This is a genomic window from Microcoleus sp. MON2_D5 (assembly GCF_036701905.1).
Lineage (GTDB): Bacteria > Cyanobacteriota > Cyanobacteriia > Cyanobacteriales > Microcoleaceae > Microcoleus.
On the sequence record NZ_JAUBRM010000002.1, the window covers coordinates 54,761 to 74,343 of the forward strand.

17 protein-coding genes are annotated in these 19,583 nt (G+C 46.6%); 6 read left to right on the forward strand and 11 right to left on the reverse strand.

Annotated elements, in window-relative coordinates:
* A partial coding sequence (locus QUA47_RS01040) for a DUF4347 domain-containing protein (protein ID WP_333429364.1) occupies positions 1–2,513 on the reverse strand: 2,513 nt, incomplete at its 3' end.
* Between the two features lie 672 nt (positions 2,514–3,185).
* Here QUA47_RS01040 and QUA47_RS01045 point away from each other — a divergent pair.
* On the forward strand, positions 3,186–3,347 hold the full coding sequence (locus QUA47_RS01045; RefSeq protein WP_333429365.1) for a hypothetical protein: 162 nt from the start codon (positions 3,186–3,188) through the stop codon (positions 3,345–3,347).
* On the opposite strand, the gene QUA47_RS01050 is transcribed toward QUA47_RS01045, so the two are convergent.
* The 4 genes from QUA47_RS01050 to QUA47_RS01065 form a co-directional block, all read right to left on the reverse strand.
* Positions 3,340–5,448, reverse strand: a complete 2,109-nt coding sequence (locus tag QUA47_RS01050) for a prolyl oligopeptidase family serine peptidase (protein WP_333429366.1) — start codon at positions 5,446–5,448, stop codon at positions 3,340–3,342. The two genes, QUA47_RS01045 and QUA47_RS01050, sit on opposite strands and share 8 nt — an antisense overlap.
* A gap of 322 nt (positions 5,449–5,770) precedes the next feature.
* A complete protein-coding gene (recR, locus tag QUA47_RS01055) occupies positions 5,771–6,364 on the reverse strand; it encodes a recombination mediator RecR (RefSeq protein WP_006634457.1) in 594 nt (197 codons plus the stop codon).
* A 152-nt stretch (positions 6,365–6,516) separates the two neighbouring features.
* On the reverse strand, positions 6,517–6,885 hold the full coding sequence (locus QUA47_RS01060) for a translation initiation factor (protein WP_333429367.1): 369 nt from the start codon (positions 6,883–6,885) through the stop codon (positions 6,517–6,519).
* Positions 6,886–7,462: 577 nt separating this feature from the next.
* Positions 7,463–8,023 carry a peptidoglycan-binding domain-containing protein gene (locus tag QUA47_RS01065; protein ID WP_333429368.1) on the reverse strand — a complete coding sequence of 187 codons (561 nt, stop codon included), beginning with the start codon at positions 8,021–8,023 and terminating at the stop codon, positions 7,463–7,465.
* Positions 8,024–8,278: 255 nt separating this feature from the next.
* Between QUA47_RS01065 and trpB the strand changes: the two genes are divergently transcribed.
* The 3 genes from trpB to QUA47_RS01080 all read left to right on the forward strand — a co-directional run bounded on the left by trpB (position 8,279) and on the right by QUA47_RS01080 (position 10,816).
* The gene (gene trpB, locus QUA47_RS01070; protein ID WP_333284624.1) at positions 8,279–9,517 is read left to right on the forward strand and encodes a tryptophan synthase subunit beta; all 1,239 of its coding nucleotides are present in this window, start codon (positions 8,279–8,281) and stop codon (positions 9,515–9,517) included.
* Positions 9,518–9,586: 69 nt separating this feature from the next.
* On the forward strand, positions 9,587–10,093 hold the full coding sequence (locus tag QUA47_RS01075) for a CAP domain-containing protein (protein WP_333429369.1): 507 nt from the start codon (positions 9,587–9,589) through the stop codon (positions 10,091–10,093).
* Positions 10,094–10,183: 90 nt separating this feature from the next.
* Positions 10,184–10,816, forward strand: coding sequence for a ribonuclease D (locus QUA47_RS01080; RefSeq protein ID WP_333284638.1), 633 nt, complete (start codon positions 10,184–10,186; stop codon positions 10,814–10,816).
* A gap of 269 nt (positions 10,817–11,085) precedes the next feature.
* Here the strand turns inward: QUA47_RS01080 and QUA47_RS01085 are convergent, their stop codons facing one another.
* On the reverse strand, positions 11,086–12,153 hold the full coding sequence (locus QUA47_RS01085; RefSeq protein ID WP_333429370.1) for a hypothetical protein: 1,068 nt from the start codon (positions 12,151–12,153) through the stop codon (positions 11,086–11,088).
* Between the two features lie 604 nt (positions 12,154–12,757).
* Entirely contained in the window at positions 12,758–13,885 is a 1,128-nt protein-coding gene (locus QUA47_RS01090; RefSeq protein ID WP_333429371.1) for a HetZ-related protein 2, read from the reverse strand.
* Positions 13,886–14,021: 136 nt separating this feature from the next.
* Here QUA47_RS01090 and glyS point away from each other — a divergent pair, with 136 nt between their 5' ends.
* Positions 14,022–16,202 carry a glycine--tRNA ligase subunit beta gene (gene glyS / locus QUA47_RS01095; protein WP_333429372.1) on the forward strand — a complete coding sequence of 727 codons (2,181 nt, stop codon included), beginning with the start codon at positions 14,022–14,024 and terminating at the stop codon, positions 16,200–16,202.
* A gap of 551 nt (positions 16,203–16,753) precedes the next feature.
* Complete coding sequence (gene murD, locus QUA47_RS01100) at positions 16,754–18,100, forward strand: UDP-N-acetylmuramoyl-L-alanine--D-glutamate ligase (RefSeq protein ID WP_333429373.1); 1,347 nt, start codon at positions 16,754–16,756, stop codon at positions 18,098–18,100.
* A gap of 138 nt (positions 18,101–18,238) precedes the next feature.
* Here murD and QUA47_RS01105 read toward each other — a convergent pair whose 3' ends face one another.
* From QUA47_RS01105 to QUA47_RS01120, 4 genes are all read right to left on the reverse strand, one after another.
* Positions 18,239–18,397 carry a hypothetical protein gene (locus QUA47_RS01105; protein WP_333404236.1) on the reverse strand — a complete coding sequence of 53 codons (159 nt, stop codon included), beginning with the start codon at positions 18,395–18,397 and terminating at the stop codon, positions 18,239–18,241.
* A gap of 51 nt (positions 18,398–18,448) precedes the next feature.
* A complete protein-coding gene (locus tag QUA47_RS01110; RefSeq protein ID WP_333429440.1) occupies positions 18,449–18,811 on the reverse strand; it encodes a hypothetical protein in 363 nt (120 codons plus the stop codon).
* Positions 18,780–18,962 (reverse strand): hypothetical protein, encoded by a 183-nt coding sequence (locus QUA47_RS01115; RefSeq protein ID WP_333429374.1) that lies wholly within the window; start codon positions 18,960–18,962, stop codon positions 18,780–18,782. Before QUA47_RS01115 ends, QUA47_RS01110 begins: the two co-directional genes overlap by 32 nt.
* Before the next feature lie 186 nt (positions 18,963–19,148).
* Positions 19,149–19,559, reverse strand: a complete 411-nt coding sequence (locus QUA47_RS01120; protein WP_333429375.1) for an MAPEG family protein — start codon at positions 19,557–19,559, stop codon at positions 19,149–19,151.
* Positions 19,560–19,583 lie beyond the last annotated feature (24 nt).

Here is a 19,583-nt window from a genome sequence, read left to right on the forward strand (position 1 = left end):
GTCAAAACTTGACCCGGTGTCACGGCTACTCCGCCGTTGGCTGGATCTCCTAAAAACAGGATTCCTTGGGCCGCTGGCGGCAGGGTGTTGATGGTATAAGAGGCGATCGACCCGTCGAAGTCGGGGTCGCTGCCTCCCAATCCCGTGACTAACTGGCTGCTGTTGGGCCCGAGGCTGGAGGTGACAGGGTTGGCAACTGGCGGTTGGTTGGGAGTCGGAGTTGGTGCTGGTGTCAGAGTGGTTGTGACTTTAGCGCCCGGAGCACTACCGTCATTGTTGGTTGAAGTCGGGTCATAGGTACTGGAGGTACTTCTGGCGGTGTTGCTGACGCTGCCGGATGGGGGTGCGATGAAACTAACTGTATTGGTAATCGCAGCAGGAGCACCGCTGGCTAAGCTGGGAACAGATGAGAAGGTGACAATGCCAGTAATTGGATCGTAAGTACCGCTGGATAGACTAACTATTGTTAAATTGGGAACAATGCTATCAGTAATTATGACGTTTTCGGCTGTGCTAGGGCCGTTGTTGACTGTGGAAATTGTGTAACTGACTGTCCTACCCACAGTTTCGGTAGTAGTCCCGGTTTTGGTGGTAACAACATCGGCAAGAGCAGCAACAATTGTAGTTGAGACTTGAGAGATGGGTTGGGAACTATTATTGTTAGCTAGATCTGGGTCGAAAGTGCTGGAGCTGCTATAGGCACTGTTAGTTAAGGAAGCGCCGACTGTTGCCGGAACTCTTGCGGTTATGGTGCGGGTTTCGCTAGCACCGTTAGCCAGAGTCGGAATCGCCGGCCAGATGACCGTCCTCGTTGTGGGATTGAAACTACCGTTGTTGTCAGTGCTGACGAAAGTTAAGCCCTCTGGGAGCGGATCTTGAATCAGGACGCTTTCGGCGTTGTTTGGCCCGTTATTTGTGGAGGTAATCGTATAGGTAATGGTGCTATTGGGTATGGCATAAAGCGGGCCTTTTTTAACAATGGAAACGTCGGCTTTGAGTGCAGGCTCATCTATACTTTGGACGATGACATTGTTAACTTCGTGAATGTTTGTGTTTCCCCCTGTCGAAGCAGCAAAGCCAAATTTAAAAGTAGGTGGCACTGCTCCGTTTATAGTTGCCAAATTTGGTATGTCGAGCAGTGTTTCGCCCGCATCAAATGTGCCGTTGCTGTTCAAGTCGAAGGCAACTGTCAGACGGTTAGGTGTTGCTGAAGTCGTCGGGAATAAGGTAACTTGGACGCTTCTTTTAGCCTCAGTGCGAATGCTTGTATCTTTATTGTCTATCCCACCGGGAACTACAGTGCTAGTTAAAAAATTATAAGATGTGCTTTGGCTGCCTCTAAGTCCTACTGCATCAGCTAGAAACCCTCCCGGCGCAGCCGCATTTGTATTTACACGCCCTCCCGCTCCTGATTGACTAGCAGAATAATTGCCAAACTCGTCTAATCCGACACCTAAATAACCTCCTACAATACCCGGTACGATTCCACCCCTATTATTCTGAGCATAGCCGAGAGAGCCGCCAAAGCCTCCCGCTTGTGTGGGCGTAGCTGTTCCGTCAATGAGGAAAAAACTAATGCCATCCGCACCAAGGAGGTTATTCTGCTGATCGACGACAGTACCTCTGTTATAGGCAAAGAAATCAAAGGTAACTCTCAGACCCTCAGTGGCGGAGATGGGGTTGTTGTAGATAACAAAAGCTGCTTCGTCAAAATTATTTGATGTTAATCTCAAAGTACCGCTTCCGCGTGGATCGCCAGTCCCTAAAGCGGGAATAACGCCGCTGAGGTTTTGTGTACTACCTGCCGTTAAGCCTGGTGGAGCGGATGCGCCAAAAATTCCATATATCCAAGGCCCGATTACTGTTGAATTTTTAAATTCTTCAGCCGCTAATGTAGCCAGAACTGATGTGTAGCCTTCTAGGACTTCTTTTTCAAAGGCTATTTCGGTATTTATTTGTGCTGTAGTAATTTCTAATTCCCAGTCGCCACCTAATGCTGCACTCCCTGTTAGGTTATGGGAAGCGGCAATATTTGCCCCGGTTAATTCGCTGATTTTTTGTATGAATTTAAGGCCGGATTCGCCGGCTGCTATGTTACAGCCGTAAAGTAGAATGCTGCCGGATTCGCTAAGGGCTTTTCCCCACTGCTGTAATTGGCTGCTGTAGGTTTCTAGATTATCAATATTAAGTTCTGTTGAGCCGATTTCTACTGCTGCTTCTCGGCCGTGAGAAACTATGTGCAGGCTGGTGATGCTGCTGCGCTGACCCAGAATTTCGGTGATTTGCTCGATCGCCTCCCTAGTAGGATTGAGTACAAATACTTCCGTTCCTGCTTTAATACCACCGATCAATTGCTGGTAGTTTTCAACTCGGGAGTCAACAATTACTAGAGATTTTTTGGCTTCTGCTGCTGCTGTAGAGCTTGCTTTTGTTAAAAAAAAGTTGTTCTTAGTGGCAAGATGGGTAGATTTAGGTATTTTTACGGCTGAAAAATGCCGCTGATTGGAGATCATTTTCTTTATGCCCTGATTGAGTTATTAGTTTTAACTTACCCACCTTGATAAAATTCCATAAACACCATAATATAAATTTTCAATAAATTATTTCTATATAAATAATTTATTACTTACGTATTTTTTGGGTTGAGATTTTAGGAAAGAGTAGAACGGGGGCTGCAGCGGGTGGCTAGGGCGACAAATCACCGCAACTTCTACGCAAGCGTTTTCGGGCTTTGAGTGCGCCAGCCAAGCCTTTTTATTTGAGAAGAGGCTATGCCACAACAGAGAGATTTCGATCGCCCATTATTGACGGCTTGCTGAAAAAAAGGCAATGATTGCGGTAACGCGAGGGTTCTAAGTACGGTTGTAGGTATAATTTTTTGTTTAATCTTCACCGTAAGTCAACTTAAAGTCAACTTAAAAAATTGGTTTCCGAGAAGTGGAAAATTTTAAATTTTAGATTCGATTTACTACTGGATTTACTACTGGGGGTCATTGACATTGCCGCCAAATTGAGTTATATTAATAATTTATAAAAAAAATCCTAACAACCACTAAAGCATACAAAAATTAACAGATCGTAAGGCAAGTTAACACGAGCTACGAGTTGACAAGTTGCACTAATATATGATTTAAAATTTCGGGTGGCGTCAGCCAAAAGTAGTGAAGCGATCGCAGGATTTGAGAATGGAACGCGAGATTTGCCCAAAAAATTCTTTCAAATACTACGGTGAGGTGCTTTGTGGTGCGTGCGTACCCTACGGGAGAGGCGGAAAAATTGAGGGTGGCACGATCGCACTTTCTCGGACTCAGCCACCCCCAATTCCGCGCTTTTTAAACGTTAGTTAATATCCAGTTCCCGCACTAAAAAAGCCCATTCATCTGCCAATTCTTCAATGATTTTCGCAGTGGGTTTGCCGGCACCGTGTCCCGCTTTAGTTTCAATGCGAATTAACACGGGTTTTTCTCCCGCGTGGGTTTCTTGCAAGGCAGAAGCAAACTTGAAACTGTGGGCCGGAACTACTCGATCGTCGTGATCGGCAGTTGTAATCATTGTCGCCGGATAAGCCGTTCCCGGTTTGAGGTTGTGCAACGGAGAATAGCCGTGAATTGTGGAAAATTCTTCGGGGTTTTCCGGCGAACCGTATTCAGAAGTCCAGGCCCAACCAATGGTAAACTTGTGAAAGCGCAACATATCCATGACGCCGACTGCCGGCAGGGCTGCACCGAACAATTCCGGCCGCTGAGTCATGCAAGCCCCTACTAATAAACCGCCGTTGCTACCCCCTGCGATCGCCAATTTAGCCGGTTTGGTGTACTTGTTTTCGATCAACCATTCAGCGGCGCTGATAAAGTCGTCAAACACGTTCTGCTTATTCAACTTTGTGCCTGCTTGGTGCCAGGATTCGCCGTACTCGCCACCTCCCCGCAAACAGGCGATCGCATAAACTCCACCCATCTCCAGCCACACGACATTGCTAACAGAAAAACTCGGAGTTAGCGAGATGCCAAAACCACCGTAGCCGTAAAGGTAGGTGGGGTTATTGCCATCCAACTGCAAGCCTTTCTTGTGGGTAATAAACATGGGTACTTGCGTACCGTCTTTGCTCGGGTAAAATACTTGTTTTGTCTCGTAATCGTCGGGATTAAAATCGACCTTGGGCTGCCGATAAATCGTACTTTCATCTGTCACCATATTGTAGCGATAAATGGTGTTTGGTGCAGTAAAACTGGTGTAAGCATAAAAAGTTTCGGTGTCGTCCCGCTTGCCGCCGAATCCTCCCGCTGAACCGATTCCGGGCAAGGCAACTTCTCGCACGAAAGAGCCGTCTAAACTGAAAATTTTAATCTGAGTGTAGGCGTCTTTCAAGTAGGAAGCGACAAATTGATTGTTCAGGAGGCCTATGCCTTCGAGAGTTTCTGCAGCTTCGGGGATAATTTCTGTAAACCCCCCCTCCCTGGGCGACGGGGGGGTTTCATCACAAGCGAGGGATGAAGGAGGTGGGTTGTTGGTGTCGATCGCAATTACGCGGCCCAACGGTGCATTCAAGTTTGTTTGAAACCAGAAAATAGAGCCCTCATTGTCGATGAAACTGTACTCAGCCTCGAATTCGCTAATCAGTTCTACAACGGCTGATTCCGGCGCAGTTAAATCCTTGTAGAAAATCAAGTTTTTGGTTTCAGTTCCTTGCCAAACTGAGATAATCAAGTATTGACCATCTTCGGTGACGCCGCCGCTAAATCCCCACTCTTTTTGGTCGGGTCGCTCGTAGATTAATACATCTTCAGATTGGGGCGTGCCGATTTGGTGGTAAAACAGTTTTTGGTAATAGTTAACGTCTTCGTGCTTGCTTTTTTCGTTGGGTTCGTCGTAGCGACTATAAAAAAAGCCTTTGCCGTCGTGAGTCCAGGAGGCTCCTGAGAATTTAATCCACTTTAAATGGTCTGATAAATCTTCGCCGGTTGCCACCTCGCGGACTTTCCATTCCTGCCAGTCGGAACCGGAAGTTGACAAACCGTACGCCATGTATTTGCCGTCTTCGCTGATAGCTATCCCACCCAAAGCAACAGTTCCGTCTTCTGAGAGAGTGTTAGGGTCAATTAATACTTTGGGTTCGCCGTCGAGGGAGGTTAAAGTGTAGAGTACGGATTGATTTTGCAGACCGTCATTCTTGTAGTAGAAATAGCGATCGCCTTCTTTGAAAGGTATCCCGTATTTCTCGTAATCCCAAAGTTGAGTCAGGCGCTGTTTAATTTTTTCCCGCGCCGGAATTTCGTTGAGGTAGGCAAAAGTGACTGCGTTTTGGGCTTCCACCCAAGCTTGGGTTTCCTCTGAGTCAGGATTTTCCAGCCACCTGTAGGGGTCAGGTACTTTGACGCCGTGGTAGTCGTCTGTTTGGTCGATTTTGCGGGTTGTGGGGTAGCTTAAAGGTCGATCGAATTTGGTCATGATTTTTTACTCTCGGTAACTTTGTCCAGTTTACCCTTTCGCGGCAGTGACGACAGGGAACAAGGAAACTCAAGACCAAATACCAAATACCAAATACCCGACAGGTTGAAACCTGTCGCTACACAGACAAAACCCGCCGACGCGGGTTTCATATCTTACAATTTTGTCATTGCGAGCCTCAGCGAAGCAATCGCAGAAGCTTAGGATATAGCTCTCGTCGCATCAATTGTAAAGTCTTCATCCTCTCTTCTCTTCCTTCGTGCCCTTGGCGTCTTCGCGGTTCGTTTCTCTTATTTTTAAATCAGCCATCACCCGTTTTCAACTAATCCAACTCCCTCCTTCCTTCCAAAGCGCGAGCTAATGTTACTTCATCGGCATATTCCAAATCTCCCCCCATCGGCAAACCAAAAGCTATGCGCGTCACTAGGGTAAAAGGTTTTAATAAGTGACCGATATAAAGAGTAGTAGTTTCGCCTTCCACGCTGGGACTAATAGCAATAATTACTTCCTTAATCTTTTGCTGACTGACGCGCCGGACTAATGGTTGAATGTTCAATTGTTCCGGGCCAATTCCATCCATCGGCGAGATAACGCCACCAACAACGTGATATTTACCCATGTATTCCCGCGTTTTTTCTAAAGCGATTACATCGCGGGATTCTGATACTACACAAAGGGTATGACTGTCGCGGTTTGTATTGCGGCAAATTTCGCAAACAGGGTCAGCAGATAAGTGAAAGCATACTTGACAGAAACCTACTTGCTGTTTGGCATCAATCAAAGATTTAGCTAGGGCTTGCACTTCTTCTTCCGGTCGCTTCAAAATATGTAAAGCGAGCCGCTGGGCTGTTTTTGGGCCGACTCCTGGCAAGCGCTGCAATTGTTCGATTAAACGAGCTAAAGGTCGAGTGTACATTAAAAATTGGCGGTAATTGGTAATATCATTTCTGGTTGATTCGCGATCGTATAATTTGCGCGATGTAGGGGCGGGTTTTACCAACCATCTATGTTTTAAACTAAGTATATCATAAACCCGCCCCGCCTATTCACTGATGAGTCTTGACTAATTTACCCTCCACTAATTTTAGCTTTGTAGCCTAACTTTGTGAGAATTTCTAGCAGTTTTTGCTTGTGTTCGCCTTGAATTTCGATTTCATTTTCTTTGACTGTTCCGCCAGTACCGCATTGCGCTTTTAGCTGCTTTGTCAAAGCTGCTAATGTTTCGGGTTTTTCCTGGAATCCGCTGATGACTGTAACTGTTTTGCCGCCGCGTCCTTTTCGGGATGCTTCGATTTTGAGATTTTGTTGATTTGGGGGAATTTCTTGTATTCCTCGTTGGAGGGCCGCAGAGTTGTCAATATTGCCAAATTCGGAGTAAACAATTCGTTTTCCTGATTGGTTATTTGTATTGGAGTTTTTGGGTTTTGATGTACTCATAGTAGTTTGGTATTTGGGAGTTATGCCTGGTAGCGCATGGGCCCGGCAGTCCGGCAGGGAATGAATTCCCTGCCGAGAGAGCTAAAGTCCTCTTCAGAGGACTGTAGAATGTGTTTGAGAATGGTTGATTTAGGTGAGTTTTCAGGGAATATAATCTCTGAGATTTGCGGTTGGTTGTACATAGATTGTACTTGATATTAGCAGTCAGTTTTAACTGACTTTAGCTCTCTCGACAGGGAATTCATTCCCTGGCGGGCTATCAGGGCGATCGCACATTCCCCGGTTTCAATTGAATTATATCGTTTACTGTTGTTTCTGGAGGAGTGAACCGCTGAGGGCCTCCAGGAAGAGAAGAGGGAGATGGATAATTCTGTTGAAGCGCGGGTTTGAGATGGGTGGGGAATTTAATTTTAGTTGGTTAAGTGCGATCGGGCGCAAGCAAAGAACCCCGACTTCGCAGAAGTTGTCGGGGTTCTAATCAATTAATTTCACCAGTAAGTGGGGATAAACCCGATACCTTTATAGAAACGTTGGCACTGATTGAAGCGTTTCTATATATCGAGGGAATAAAACCCGATTAGGAGCAAATAATGCCCGACCACTCTTGATGTCCTCGACCTGGTTGACACTGAAATTGCCGTCCGACCCAAATAATTCCCCATTTATTTTGGTTGCGTTTTAATTCAACGCGGTGTCGTAGTGCACGGGCTGAATCGTCAGCTAGACCTATTCGGGTGTATAAAATTACAGATGTTCCTTCTCTGGAATATGTAATTGAAATCTCTTCATAACTTCTTCCTTCTTCATCTTCTAACCCCCTAAACAATTGTGCCGCTACGGCTTTTGGATTAGTCGCTGTAATGCGTTCAGAAGAGATGAATTCTTGTACGTTAACCACCTGAAAATTAAAACGTGGATTGTTCGCTGCATTTACTTGAGCCCAAGTTTTATCGCCGACAATGCCGTCGGGAACCAGTTGTTGGGACTTTTGGAAATTGATGACAGCTTGCTTAGTTTTTGATCCAAAAATACCATCAATGATACCTGCATAAAAATTTAATTTTTTCCAACCTTCTTGTAGCTTGGTGACTTCGGTGCCTTGTGAGCCTTCTTGAAGCAGAATAGAAATAGAGTTCATGATTTTTCCTTACTTAGTTGTATGTTGTATTTCATGTTTGAGATAAACATGGACTTAACTTCACTACTGAATATATTCACTCCTGAATATACCCATTCCGTATAAACACGTATAAAGCATAAATTTTATTCAAATACTCAATTTTGGAGACCATCGAAAACGACCGAATCGACCTTTCAGCGATTTGCACACCCGATCGCCCACAGCCCCATCGACTCGATATAATGAAATCTGTCCCATTATCCCCACAAGTTTGTGACTGTCACCCCCCTGCATCTCACTTCCGAAACCAGCGCCCAACGCCCCGACTCCCTCGGCAGATTTGGCCAATTCGGCGGCAAATACGTCCCCGAAACCCTGATGCCGGCTTTATTTGAACTAGAAGCCGCTTTCCACAAATACAGCAGCGAACCGGAATTTCAACAGCAACTCCAACAATTGCTCAAAGATTATGTCGGCCGCCCCAGCCCTTTGTATTTCGCGGAACGCCTCACCGAGCACTACGCTAAAGCAGACGGAACTGGCCCGCAAATTTACCTCAAACGCGAAGATTTAAACCACACGGGAGCTCACAAAATCAACAACGCTTTAGCTCAAGCATTGCTTGCAAAACGCATGGGCAAAAAGCGGGTAATTGCTGAAACTGGTGCCGGTCAACACGGCGTTGCTACTGCTACAGTTTGCGCTCGTTTTGGTATAGAATGCGTTGTCTACATGGGCGTTCACGACATGGAAAGACAGGCTTTAAATGTGTTTAGAATGCGCTTGATGGGAGCAGAAGTGCGGCCGGTGGCTGCGGGTACGGGAACGCTCAAAGATGCGACTTCCGAAGCGATTCGCGACTGGGTGACAAATGTCGAAACAACTCATTACATTCTCGGTTCCGTAGCGGGCCCCCATCCTTACCCGATGATGGTGCGCGATTTCCATGCGATAATCGGTCAAGAAACCCGCGCTCAGTGTCAAGAAAAGTGGGGTGGTTTGCCGGATATTTTATTAGCTTGCGTCGGCGGCGGTTCTAATGCAATGGGTCTTTTCCACGAGTTTGTGGGGGAAGAAACTGTCAGATTGATCGGTATTGAAGCAGCGGGCGAAGGCGTGGAAACTGATAAACACGCTGCTACTTTGACTAAGGGAAGTGTGGGAGTCCTGCACGGGGCGATGAGTTATTTGCTGCAAGATAATGAAGGTCAAGTAATCGAGCCACATTCGATTAGTGCCGGTTTGGATTATCCGGGTGTGGGGCCGGAACACAGTTATTTGAAGGATGCGGGTCGAGCTGAATATTATAGCGTAACTGATGCAGAAGCGCTGGAAGCATTTCAGCGGCTTTCGCAGTTGGAGGGGATTATTCCAGCTTTGGAAACTTCTCATGCGATCGCCTATTTGGAGACTCTGTGCCCGCAGCTAACAGGCAATCCCCGCATTGTGCTGAACTGTTCGGGACGTGGCGATAAAGACGTGAACACTGTAGCGAAGGTTCTGAATATCTAGGTTAGCGGAATGTGGGGCGATCGCTCTGTAGGAATTGGTAACAATTAACTTTATTTCTCGTGTGATTTCATGTCCAAAGGTTTGATTTTGATGTGCTTGGGATTGTTGACAATCCTACCTAAGTGTGACACCTTCCTTCCTACGCGATCGCTGCCACAAACTCCCATGAATACTAATGTTGCTTCGAGTGCTATTACTGAGTTAGAAAAAGCGGTTAACCAACAGATCAATGAATACCGAGCATCTAAAAAGTTGCCACCGCTGAGTATCGATCCGCGACTCAGTCAGATAGCAAGAATTCACAGCGAAAATATGGCTAACGGTAAAGTCAGTTTCAGCCACGATGGATTTGAAGGGCGGGCGGAAGCAATTACGATTCCTTATAAAAGTGTAGCTGAAAATCTTGCTTACAATTTTGGCTACAACGAGCCGGTACGCAATGCTGTTGAGGGTTGGATTAAAAGTGACGGCCACCGCAAAAATATGGAAGGTCAGTTTAATGTGACCGGTATTGGGGTTGCAAAAAATGCCAAAGGCGAGTATTATTTTACTCAGCTTTTTGTTCGCAGTCGGTAATTTGAAGGAAAAAGGAAGAAGGAAGAAGGAAGAGGGAAGAAGGCAGTCAACAGTCAACAGTCAACAGTCAACAGTCAACAGTTACCAATAATGGAATTTGCAGATTTTCAAGTGTGCGATGGTGATATTCCCGATTCTCTCTTATCTTATTATTTGACTGCGCCGGCGATCGCGGTTGATACGGAAACAATGGGCTTGCTACCGTGGCGCGATCGCTTGTGTTTGGTTCAGTTGTGCGATCCGCAAGGTATAGTTGCGGCCGTGCGGATTGCTAAAGGCCAGACTGCGGCCCCGAATTTAAAAAAGCTAATGGAATCTGAAAATATTGAGAAGGTATTTCACTTTGCGCGCTTCGATCTGGCAACAATGCGTTACAATTTAAGTATTGACATTGCACCTGTTTTCTGCACAAAAATAGCCAGCAAACTTGCCAGAACTTACACCCACAAACACGGACTTAAAGATTTAATCCAAGAATTGGAAAAAGTAGAACTCAACAAAACTTCTCAAAGTTCTGACTGGGGAAATTCTGAGCATCTTTCAGACGAGCAACTCAGCTACGCTGCTAACGATGTCCGCTATTTGCTGAGCGCTAAACAAAAGTTGACTGCTATGTTGCAACGAGAAGAACGCTGGGAAATTGCACAGCAATGTTTTCAGTGTTTGCCCGTTTTTGTGAGTCTGGATTTATTGCAGTACAAGGATGTTTTCGAGCACGGCTAATACCATTTTAGATTTTAGGTTTTAGATTTTAGATTGGGAATAACTGATGAGTACCAGGGTTTAGAACACGGGCATACAATTGCATTCTTTTTGGGAACTGGTATAATATTCTGTCACCTCGCAGAACTGCCATCAAATTGGTTTGTAGTGAAGACTTGAGCTATCATAAAACTCGCTTGGACTTTAGTCCTCACTACAAACATAATTATTATTATTTGACCGGCCTTGATGTGAGTTAAAAAAAATTCAAAACAGCGATCTATGGCTGATTAGGGCTGCTCGGGATTCTGTTCGTGCAGCAAAGCTTCAATTTGGTCGTCAACATTTCTAATCACCTGTTCCAAAGCGGGCAACCCGTCTAAATGCACAGGAGAAAGCCGAGTTCGATCGCGAATTTGATTCACTTTCCGCTGCAATTCTTCGGCCAGCCGCAGTGCGTCCCGACTCAAAGTAGACAACTGCTGCTGCTGGTAAAACCTCAAAGCTGCCCCCCGCAAAACTTGCAGGGTGGCTTCTTCCTTGCCACCCACCGTCATTACCCGCAAGCGCAACAGCAAATGAGTGTTTTGATATATGCGCTCAACTTCGACTTGTTTGGGCTGTTCCACCGGGCAAACAGGCATATCTGTCAGCCGCTTCAACTCGTCGATGACCTCTTGGAAAAGGACGATATCGATACCTTCGAGCATCGATTTCAAAACGCCATCTTGACTCCAAAGAATGCGACCGTGGGACTGGTGCCGCTCAAAAAACAGGCGGCCGATACCCTCTCGCAGCACTCTACCGAGCAATTCTTGTAGGAGTTGGGACGCGGGCAAAGTTGTCAAAACTTCCACTTGGCTTGACAAGTGCAAAGCCTCGACATTCAAAACCGATAGCTGTGTCGGTGTCGGGAGAACCTCAGCGCCAGCAGGTTTAAACCGCTCAGGCTCGGGCATCGAGGGTTCTGGCACAGACAGCAGCGTTTCTGCATTGGGGCCTGGAGTTGCTGATGCGGGATTTTTGGGTGTTGGGGCTGCGGCGGTTTCTGTCTGGCTGGGTACTTTGAGCTGGCTCCCGTGGAGCAAGTAAGCTGAGAGCATCGAGCGCTGAGTTTCTGAGGTAATTTGCTCAGTTGTAACTGAGCAATTCATGTAAGCTAAAATCCGCTGCACGTAGTCTAAGGCGGAGTCATCTTGGGCATCGACTACGCCCAATTTAAACAGATTACCTTCTAGAGATAAAGGCAAAACTTGATAGTAAAGGCAAGCTTCAAAGGGGACAACTGTATCGATTAGGTGAAATATTCGATCGGAGTCCATTGTAGCTGCCGAGTCTGTTGAAGATGTATGTACCATTAGCTGCTTTGTAGTTGGAAGCGCGATCGAGCGCGACGCACCAACCTGATGCGATAAAATTAAACGCTGCAACTTCCCTGACGGAGGAATGGGCCTAACAACCGGAAGCTTTTATTAAAGAAAAATTCTTAGTCCCAGAATTTTCTCTCTTCTGTATTGCAGCCTCAAATTCTACCTAAAGATTGAGAACTAGAGGATGACTAGCGCAGTCTAGACCCACTATCACCGATCGCCCGAGATTGATGCCCGTGGCTGGCAACAATAGAATTATGTCTTTAATGCACAAGTATTATAGATGCACCACAACGGATGATTTACGGGCAAGCGCTGAATTTGGGATTGGTTAAAAAATCCTGAAAAGTCGATCGTGCTGCTAGTATCTTACCTCAGAGAGTTGACTGCGATCGTCTCGGAGCGCGATCGTCACGGCAGCGCTACAACATCCCGATCGATCTAACCTGATTTGATACAAGGGGCATCGCCCGGTTTTCCACAGCGAAACTCGCAGCACTCTGTGGCTGTTGGGGAATTGATTTGTAGCGCGGATTCTGAAAAATGCTACCGCCAATTAACAATTAGCAATTGCCCGCCACCCATTACCAATCTACTCGTTGCGGAGGGATTGAGCTGCTAAATAGAGTTTGCTCCACTCGCCGATGACTTGATTGGTTTTCAACTTTAATTCAGATGCGATCGTCTCTACACTTTTCCCTGCTTTCAGCGATTCTACCAACTGCCGCTGCACCGGTGTGAGGTCTTGTAAATATTGCTGCCACTGAGCGGGAGTCAAGCCCAAACTGTGTTCTTGGAGCGAAGTTTCCAGCCAGTTGGCGACTAATTCCGGTGCTTGTTTGACCGCAAAAACCCGAATCGCGTGGTAACTAACTTTTTCTCGCAAGCGGTAAATTTGCTTGATCGGAACCTTCAACTCCTCGGCAATTGCCTCTTGGGAACGGCCTTGCAGGTAAAGCTGCAGCCACCGGGAAGCCAGCGGATCGACTTCAGCGGCCAAGTAATTCTCAAATTCTTGTTGGACAATCTGCCGCTGAGTTTGCTGCTCTTCCCAAGCTTGATTTTCTCGATACTCGGACAATGCCTGTTCGTCTAGCAGGCTGAGCGGTTCGTCTGTATCGTCGGGTAGAACCTGTTCCGACACCAGCCGCACCCAGTCTCCCGCAGGCACTTGCGTCAACCCGCCCCGCTGGGCACGCCGCAAGTAGTTGACAAAACGGTACACCAGCAGCGGCTGGTTGCGGATCGGCCGCAAGCAGTATTCTTCTGTGCTCGCTAGTAGCAAAGCATTTCGCAGGCGTCTGTCTGAGGTGCATTCGGCAATCCAGGCGACTTGCTGCTGCAGGTAGCGATCGGAATTGAGCATTTCCTGGATCACTTCTTGCAGTACCTCCACCGCACTCCGCTGTCTGTCGCGACTCAGGGAAACCCACGCTTGGATTTTTTGCCGGAGTACAACTAAGCCGCCGAGCCGCCCGATCAAGTTGCGGTAAGCTTTTTCTGGCGGTACTCCCAGATAGCGAGAAAGCAAAATTCGATATAAAAAGTCGATCGCCCCAGAGGCGACAGACAATTGAGTTGGGCTAAGAGTGTCAAATCTTTCGGGCTTGTCTCCCAACAGCCAGCGGACAACACTCTCGCGAGTGCTAGAACTCTCCTGCGGGCAATCTTGTTCGAGTCGAGACTTCCAATCTTGTCCTAGTCTTTCCGCCAAGGTCATGGGGTGTCGAGAATATTGTCTTTCACCCCCGATTTTACGTGGTATCCTGGATTTTTGAGTATTTTTCAGATATACGACCGCGCGATCGGATAAATTACCTTAAATTACCCTAAACAAAATTCCATTACGGTGCGATATGCCTAACTTTTTATTAGAACTCGGTACAGAAGAATTGCCCGCATCTTTTGTCGCAAGCAGCGCCCAGCAGTGGCAGCGACATGTACCTGCAACGCTGGCAGAAGAATCCTTGACAAATGACTCTATTAATGTATACGCTACTCCGAGGCGTTTGGCCGTTCTCGTGAAAGGGCTGCCAGTTCAGCAATTAGATAGAGAAGAAGAGGTAAAAGGGCCACCCGCGAGTTCGGCTTTTAAAGATGGCAAACCGACGAAAGCAGCGGAAGGTTTTGCGAAAAAGCAGGGCGTAGAAATTGAGGCTTTGGAAGTTCGCGCTACCGATAAAGGCGATTTTGTTTTTGTGCTCAAAAAGATTCCGGGGCGGATGACAGCGGATATTTTGGCAGAACTTGTGCCGCAGTGGATTAATAAGTTAGAAGGCAAAAGATTTATGCGGTGGGCCGACGGAGATTTGAAGTTTCCGCGCCCAATTCGATGGATGGTGGCTTTGTTGGATGATACTGTACTGCCAATTACATTGGTGAGCGGTTCGGATACGGTCAAGAGCGATCGAATTTCCCAAGGACACCGGGTGTTATACACCCCCCCTACACCCCCCCTTGGCAAGGGGGAGGCGGGAGGGGTCTCGATTCCCCAAGCCGAGGATTTTGTCGAGTGTCTGCGGGCTGCTTGCGTGGAGGTCGATCGAACCCAGCGCAAAAATCAAATTAAAGCACAAGTAGAAGCCGCAGCAACAAAACAAGGCGGTTACGCCGACATTACCGAAGATTTGTTAGAAGAAGTCACCGACTTAGTAGAATGGCCGAACGCAGTTGTCGGGAAATTTGACGACGAATTTTTGATATTGCCGCCGGAAGTAATTACTACAATTATTGTCACAAACCAGCGGTATTTTCCAATTCTCAAAAGCCCGGATTATCCCGAACTTCTGCCCTATTTCATTACAATTTCCAACGGCGACCCGGCTAAAGCGGCGATTATTGCAGCAGGTAACGAGCGAGTAGTGCGGGCGAGATTGGCAGACGGTCAGTTTTTCTACAAAGCAGACTTGGTAAAGCCTCTAGAGGATTATTTGCCCAAGTTGGCAACAGTTACTTTCCAGGAAGATTTGGGGACAGTGCGGGCAAAAGTCGATCGTCTGTGCAAAATTGCCAGCCTCATCGCCACTCAACTGCAAATCACAGACGAAGAACAAGCTTACATAGCAAGAGCAGCCTTACTTTGTAAAGCCGACCTCGTAACCCAAATGGTTTACGAACTTCCAGAAATGCAAGGAATAATGGGGCAGAAATACGCCTTAGCAAGTGGCGAATCGGAAGAAGTAGCTACAGCGATTTTTGAACATTATTTGCCCAAAGGTGCGGGCGACAATTTGCCGCAAACTCTCACAGGTCAAGTTGTCGGAATAGCCGACAAATTAGATACTTTAGTCAGCATCTTCGGCTTGGGAATGTTGCCGACTGGTTCATCCGACCCCTTCGCTTTGCGCCGCGCCGCTAATGCAATAACTAACATTATTTGGGCGGCTCAGTTGCCAATTAATTTGCACCAGTTGCTCGCAGAAGTTGTTGCCGAATTTACCGCAGCGCGCCCGGAAACACCGACGGAGTTGCTGGATCAGTTATACGAGTTTTTCTTGCAAAGAATTCGGACTTTGTTGCAAGAAGAAAAAAATGTAGATTACGATTTGGTAAATGCCGTTTTGGGAGAAAACGACCCAGAATATACTGAACGAGCATTGAGAGATTTGTTGGACGCACGGGAAAGAGCGCTTTTCTTACAACAAATCCGCAATAACCAGACTTTGGATCTAATTTACGAAACAGTCAACCGTTCAACTCGTTTGGCGGCTCAAGGTGATTTGGATAAAGTAGAATTGGAACCGAAAACGGCTGTGAAACCAGATTTATTTCAAAAGTCGTCTGAACAAGCTTTTTACGATGCAGTGGTGCAGTTAGTGCCGCAAACGCTGCTATCCAAACAAACTCGGAATTACCAGCAGTTAGTAGATAGTTTGACGGAAATTGCTCCGACTGTCAGCAACTTTTTCGACGGGCCAGAAAGCGTGTTGGTGATGGACCCCGACCCCGAAATTAAGCAGAATCGGTTGAATTTACTGGGTTTGCTGCGGAATCACGCCCGGGTGTTGGCTGACTTTGGGGCGATCGTGAAAAGTTAGAATTGACAAGATTTGAGTCCGCCGGGGGTTGAAAACCTCCGCTTCAGTCCGCCGGGGGTTGAAACCCCCGTCTCAAAGCGAAAGTCCTCTTAAGAGGACTGAAACCCACACATACTAGACTTTTCAGTCAGTTAAAACTCACATCTTGCACCGTCAAGAACAGGCAAGATGCCTGTTCCACAAGAGATGAATTTCATTGTGGAACAGGCATCTTGTCTGTTGCTGACAATGGTGCCATATCTCAGTTTTAACTGACTTTAGCTGTTAGACAGGGGTTTTCAACCCTTGGCGGGCCTTGGGAGGCAACGGGCGGGCCTGTAGGCAAACCAACTTGAGAAACTTACTTCTTAAAACTCTCGATCAAAATAACATTCAAGCTTACCAATAAAACGAGTAAATCTATTAGAATTTTTGCGATACCGCGCGAGTATCAGCAGAGTTCGATCGCTCTCTTAAAAAATAAGCAAAATGGCCAATAGTCAACAACCAATTCAAGGTTAAGATATAAACTTATAAAACCAGGGAAGTTCGCTCCATCACACACACAGCTTATGCCGATAGCTCATATCATTGGACTAGGAAAATCAGGAATTGCCGCCGCCAGACTGCTAAAACGCGAAGGATGGGAAGTAACGCTGAGCGATCGCTCATCTTCCCCCAATTTGCTCGAACAGCAACAGGAATTCGCTAACGAAGGAATTCATGTGGAGTTAGGTAAATCTTTTGAACCAGTCGAATCTATAGAATTAATAGTAGTAAGTCCGGGCGTTCCCTGGGACAGTCCAGCATTAGTGCGCGCCAGAGAGTTAGGCATTGAAACAATCGGAGAAATGGCTCTCGCGTGGCGTTACCTCAAATCTCCTTGGGTGGGAATTACCGGCACTAATGGCAAAACTACTACTACTGCTTTAATTGCTGCTATTTTTGCAGAGGCCGGGCTTTACGCTCCCGCTTGCGGTAATATTGGCTATGCTGCGTGTGAATTAGCTTTAGCCGAAAAACAACCGGATTGGGTAATCGCAGAAATCAGCAGCTATCAGATAGAATCATCGCCGTTTGTAGCGCCGCGAATCGGAGTTTTGACGACTTTGACGCCGGATCATCTCAGTCGCCACAAAACTTTGGAAAATTACTACAACATTAAAGCGCATTTGCTGAAAAAGTCTGAATTGCAAGTAATCAACGGCGACGATCCTTATTTGCGGCAGCAAGGAGTTGACGTTTGGCCGGATGCGTGTTGGACGAGTGTCAAAGGTGAAAAAGAACTGTTGGGCGATCGCACTTTTGGAGCGTACATCGAAAACGGTTGGGTAATAGCTCAAAGCGAGAAAATTCTGCCTGCTGATTCTTTGCGGATGGTGGGAGAACACAATTTGCAGAATTTGTTAATGGCGGTAGCGGCGGCTAATTTGGCAGGGATAGATAAAAGTGCGATCGCCCGGGCGATCGCTAAATTCCCCGGAGTTTCGCACCGCCTCGAACACATCTGCACTTGGGAAGGCATAGATTTCATCAACGACAGCAAAGCTACTAATTATGACGCTGCCCAAGTCGGGTTGGCTTCTGTGAGCGCACCGGCGATTTTAATTGCGGGCGGCGACGCCAAAGAAGGGGACGATCGCGCATGGATTGATACAATCAAGGCGAAAGCTGCTGCGGTGCTGCTAATTGGGGATGCGGCGAGTCTTTTTGCCTCGCGGCTCGAACAAGCAAATTACAACGCTTGGGAAATTGTCGAAACAATGGAACGAGCAATCCCGCGATCGGCAGAATTAGCCCAACAAAATCATGCTAAAGTAGTGCTGCTTTCCCCAGCCTGTGCTAGCTTCGATCAATACCAAAACTTCGAGCAACGGGGCGATCATTTCCGCCAATTATGCCTCGAATCGCTAGTTTAGATATGTCATTGTTCGCTGTGTACAAAGTAAGATTTTTATACACAGCGAACACTAACAAAATTCAATCTGCGTTCATCCGCGTCTATCGGCTTACATCTGCGGTTAAAAATTAAAACCTCTGATTTCCGCCAATCTACTTTAACTAACACTCTTCCAAACAGCCTTAATCCTATCCTGTTGTTCCCCTTCTAGCGCCTGAAAAACTAGCATCATTTCCTCATGAGTGTAATCAATAATTATCGCCGCCAATTGAGAGGCAGTTTCCGCTTCCAGCATGGCTAGTTTCAATTTGGTCATTCCTTCTTTATCCATTAACACTAAAACTTGGATTTGTACCTCGCTTTTATTTTAATTTGACTTACAAATATCTGTTAATTTTGCCTTAAAATCAGCAATAGTAGCAGCACTTAGTGTGTCAAAAGTGCGCGAGGATATTTTAAATTCTTGGCTGCAAAGCTGAGAGAGCAATTTTTCATCAATCTCCAGAATCCGGTCTTCGGAAGCGACATTTTTTTGCAACAAAGTTGCGATTTCCCTTTCCAGTTGGCGATAGCCTTGCTGAAAGAAATCTTGAGAGTTAGAACGAAACAAACCGCTATTGACTTGCTGAATTTGGCTGGGTGCCAGCGATTGAGCCGAGACAGCAGCCGGAAATCCCAAAGATGCTGCTAGCCACCAGCTATAAATTATCTGTTTGAGAATGCTGTTCATCACTGTCGGGAGGATTTTCTACCTCAATTGGTTTCTCGTCTTCTGACTCGCTTGCTAATTCATCTTCTCGTTCAAGTTTTTCTTGCCACTCGACAAGCTGCTGAAAAAGTTTCGGCTTAATTTCAAATACGGGTTTGTTGGTTTCTGACATATTGACTCCTAAAATTTATTACATTTAACTGCTTCCGTTGCTCTTTCTGCCTGGGAACCTCTGCCTACAGCCTCAGCCTGGTTTTTTCAGCAGGAAAATTGGAGGCTGAGCCTCCCGATCTGCGTTTCCAGGGAGAGCCGGGAAACGAGTAGAAAAACCAACAATTATGTCGATCGGAAGCTAGGCTCAAACCTTCAGCAGCGACATAATTATGCCTGTTAATGAACCCCCAAGCAAAGCTAAAGTAGCTAAGATACTAATGCCAAATCCTGCCGCTCTTTTTTCGGCAGCTTGATAGTAACCCCAAGCAAACAAAATGCGTCCAACTATCCAAACTGCGCCGATACCAGCGCCCCAAATTGGGCTGATAAATTGCGAGAACAGCCACAGCGAGGGCAAAAAGAGAATCATTTGCTCTAAGGTATTTTGCTGAACTCGCACCACTCGCTCAAAGTCTGGGTTTCCTGTCATCTGCGGGGGAGAAACTTTGTGTTTGAATCTAGCTCTACCGACGTTGATTGTAACAACGAAGTAGAGAATTAATGCTGAAACAGTAATTAGACTAGGCAAAAGTGTCGCGTTTGCTTCTGCGAGCATGATTCGGTATTATTGGGGTGGAGT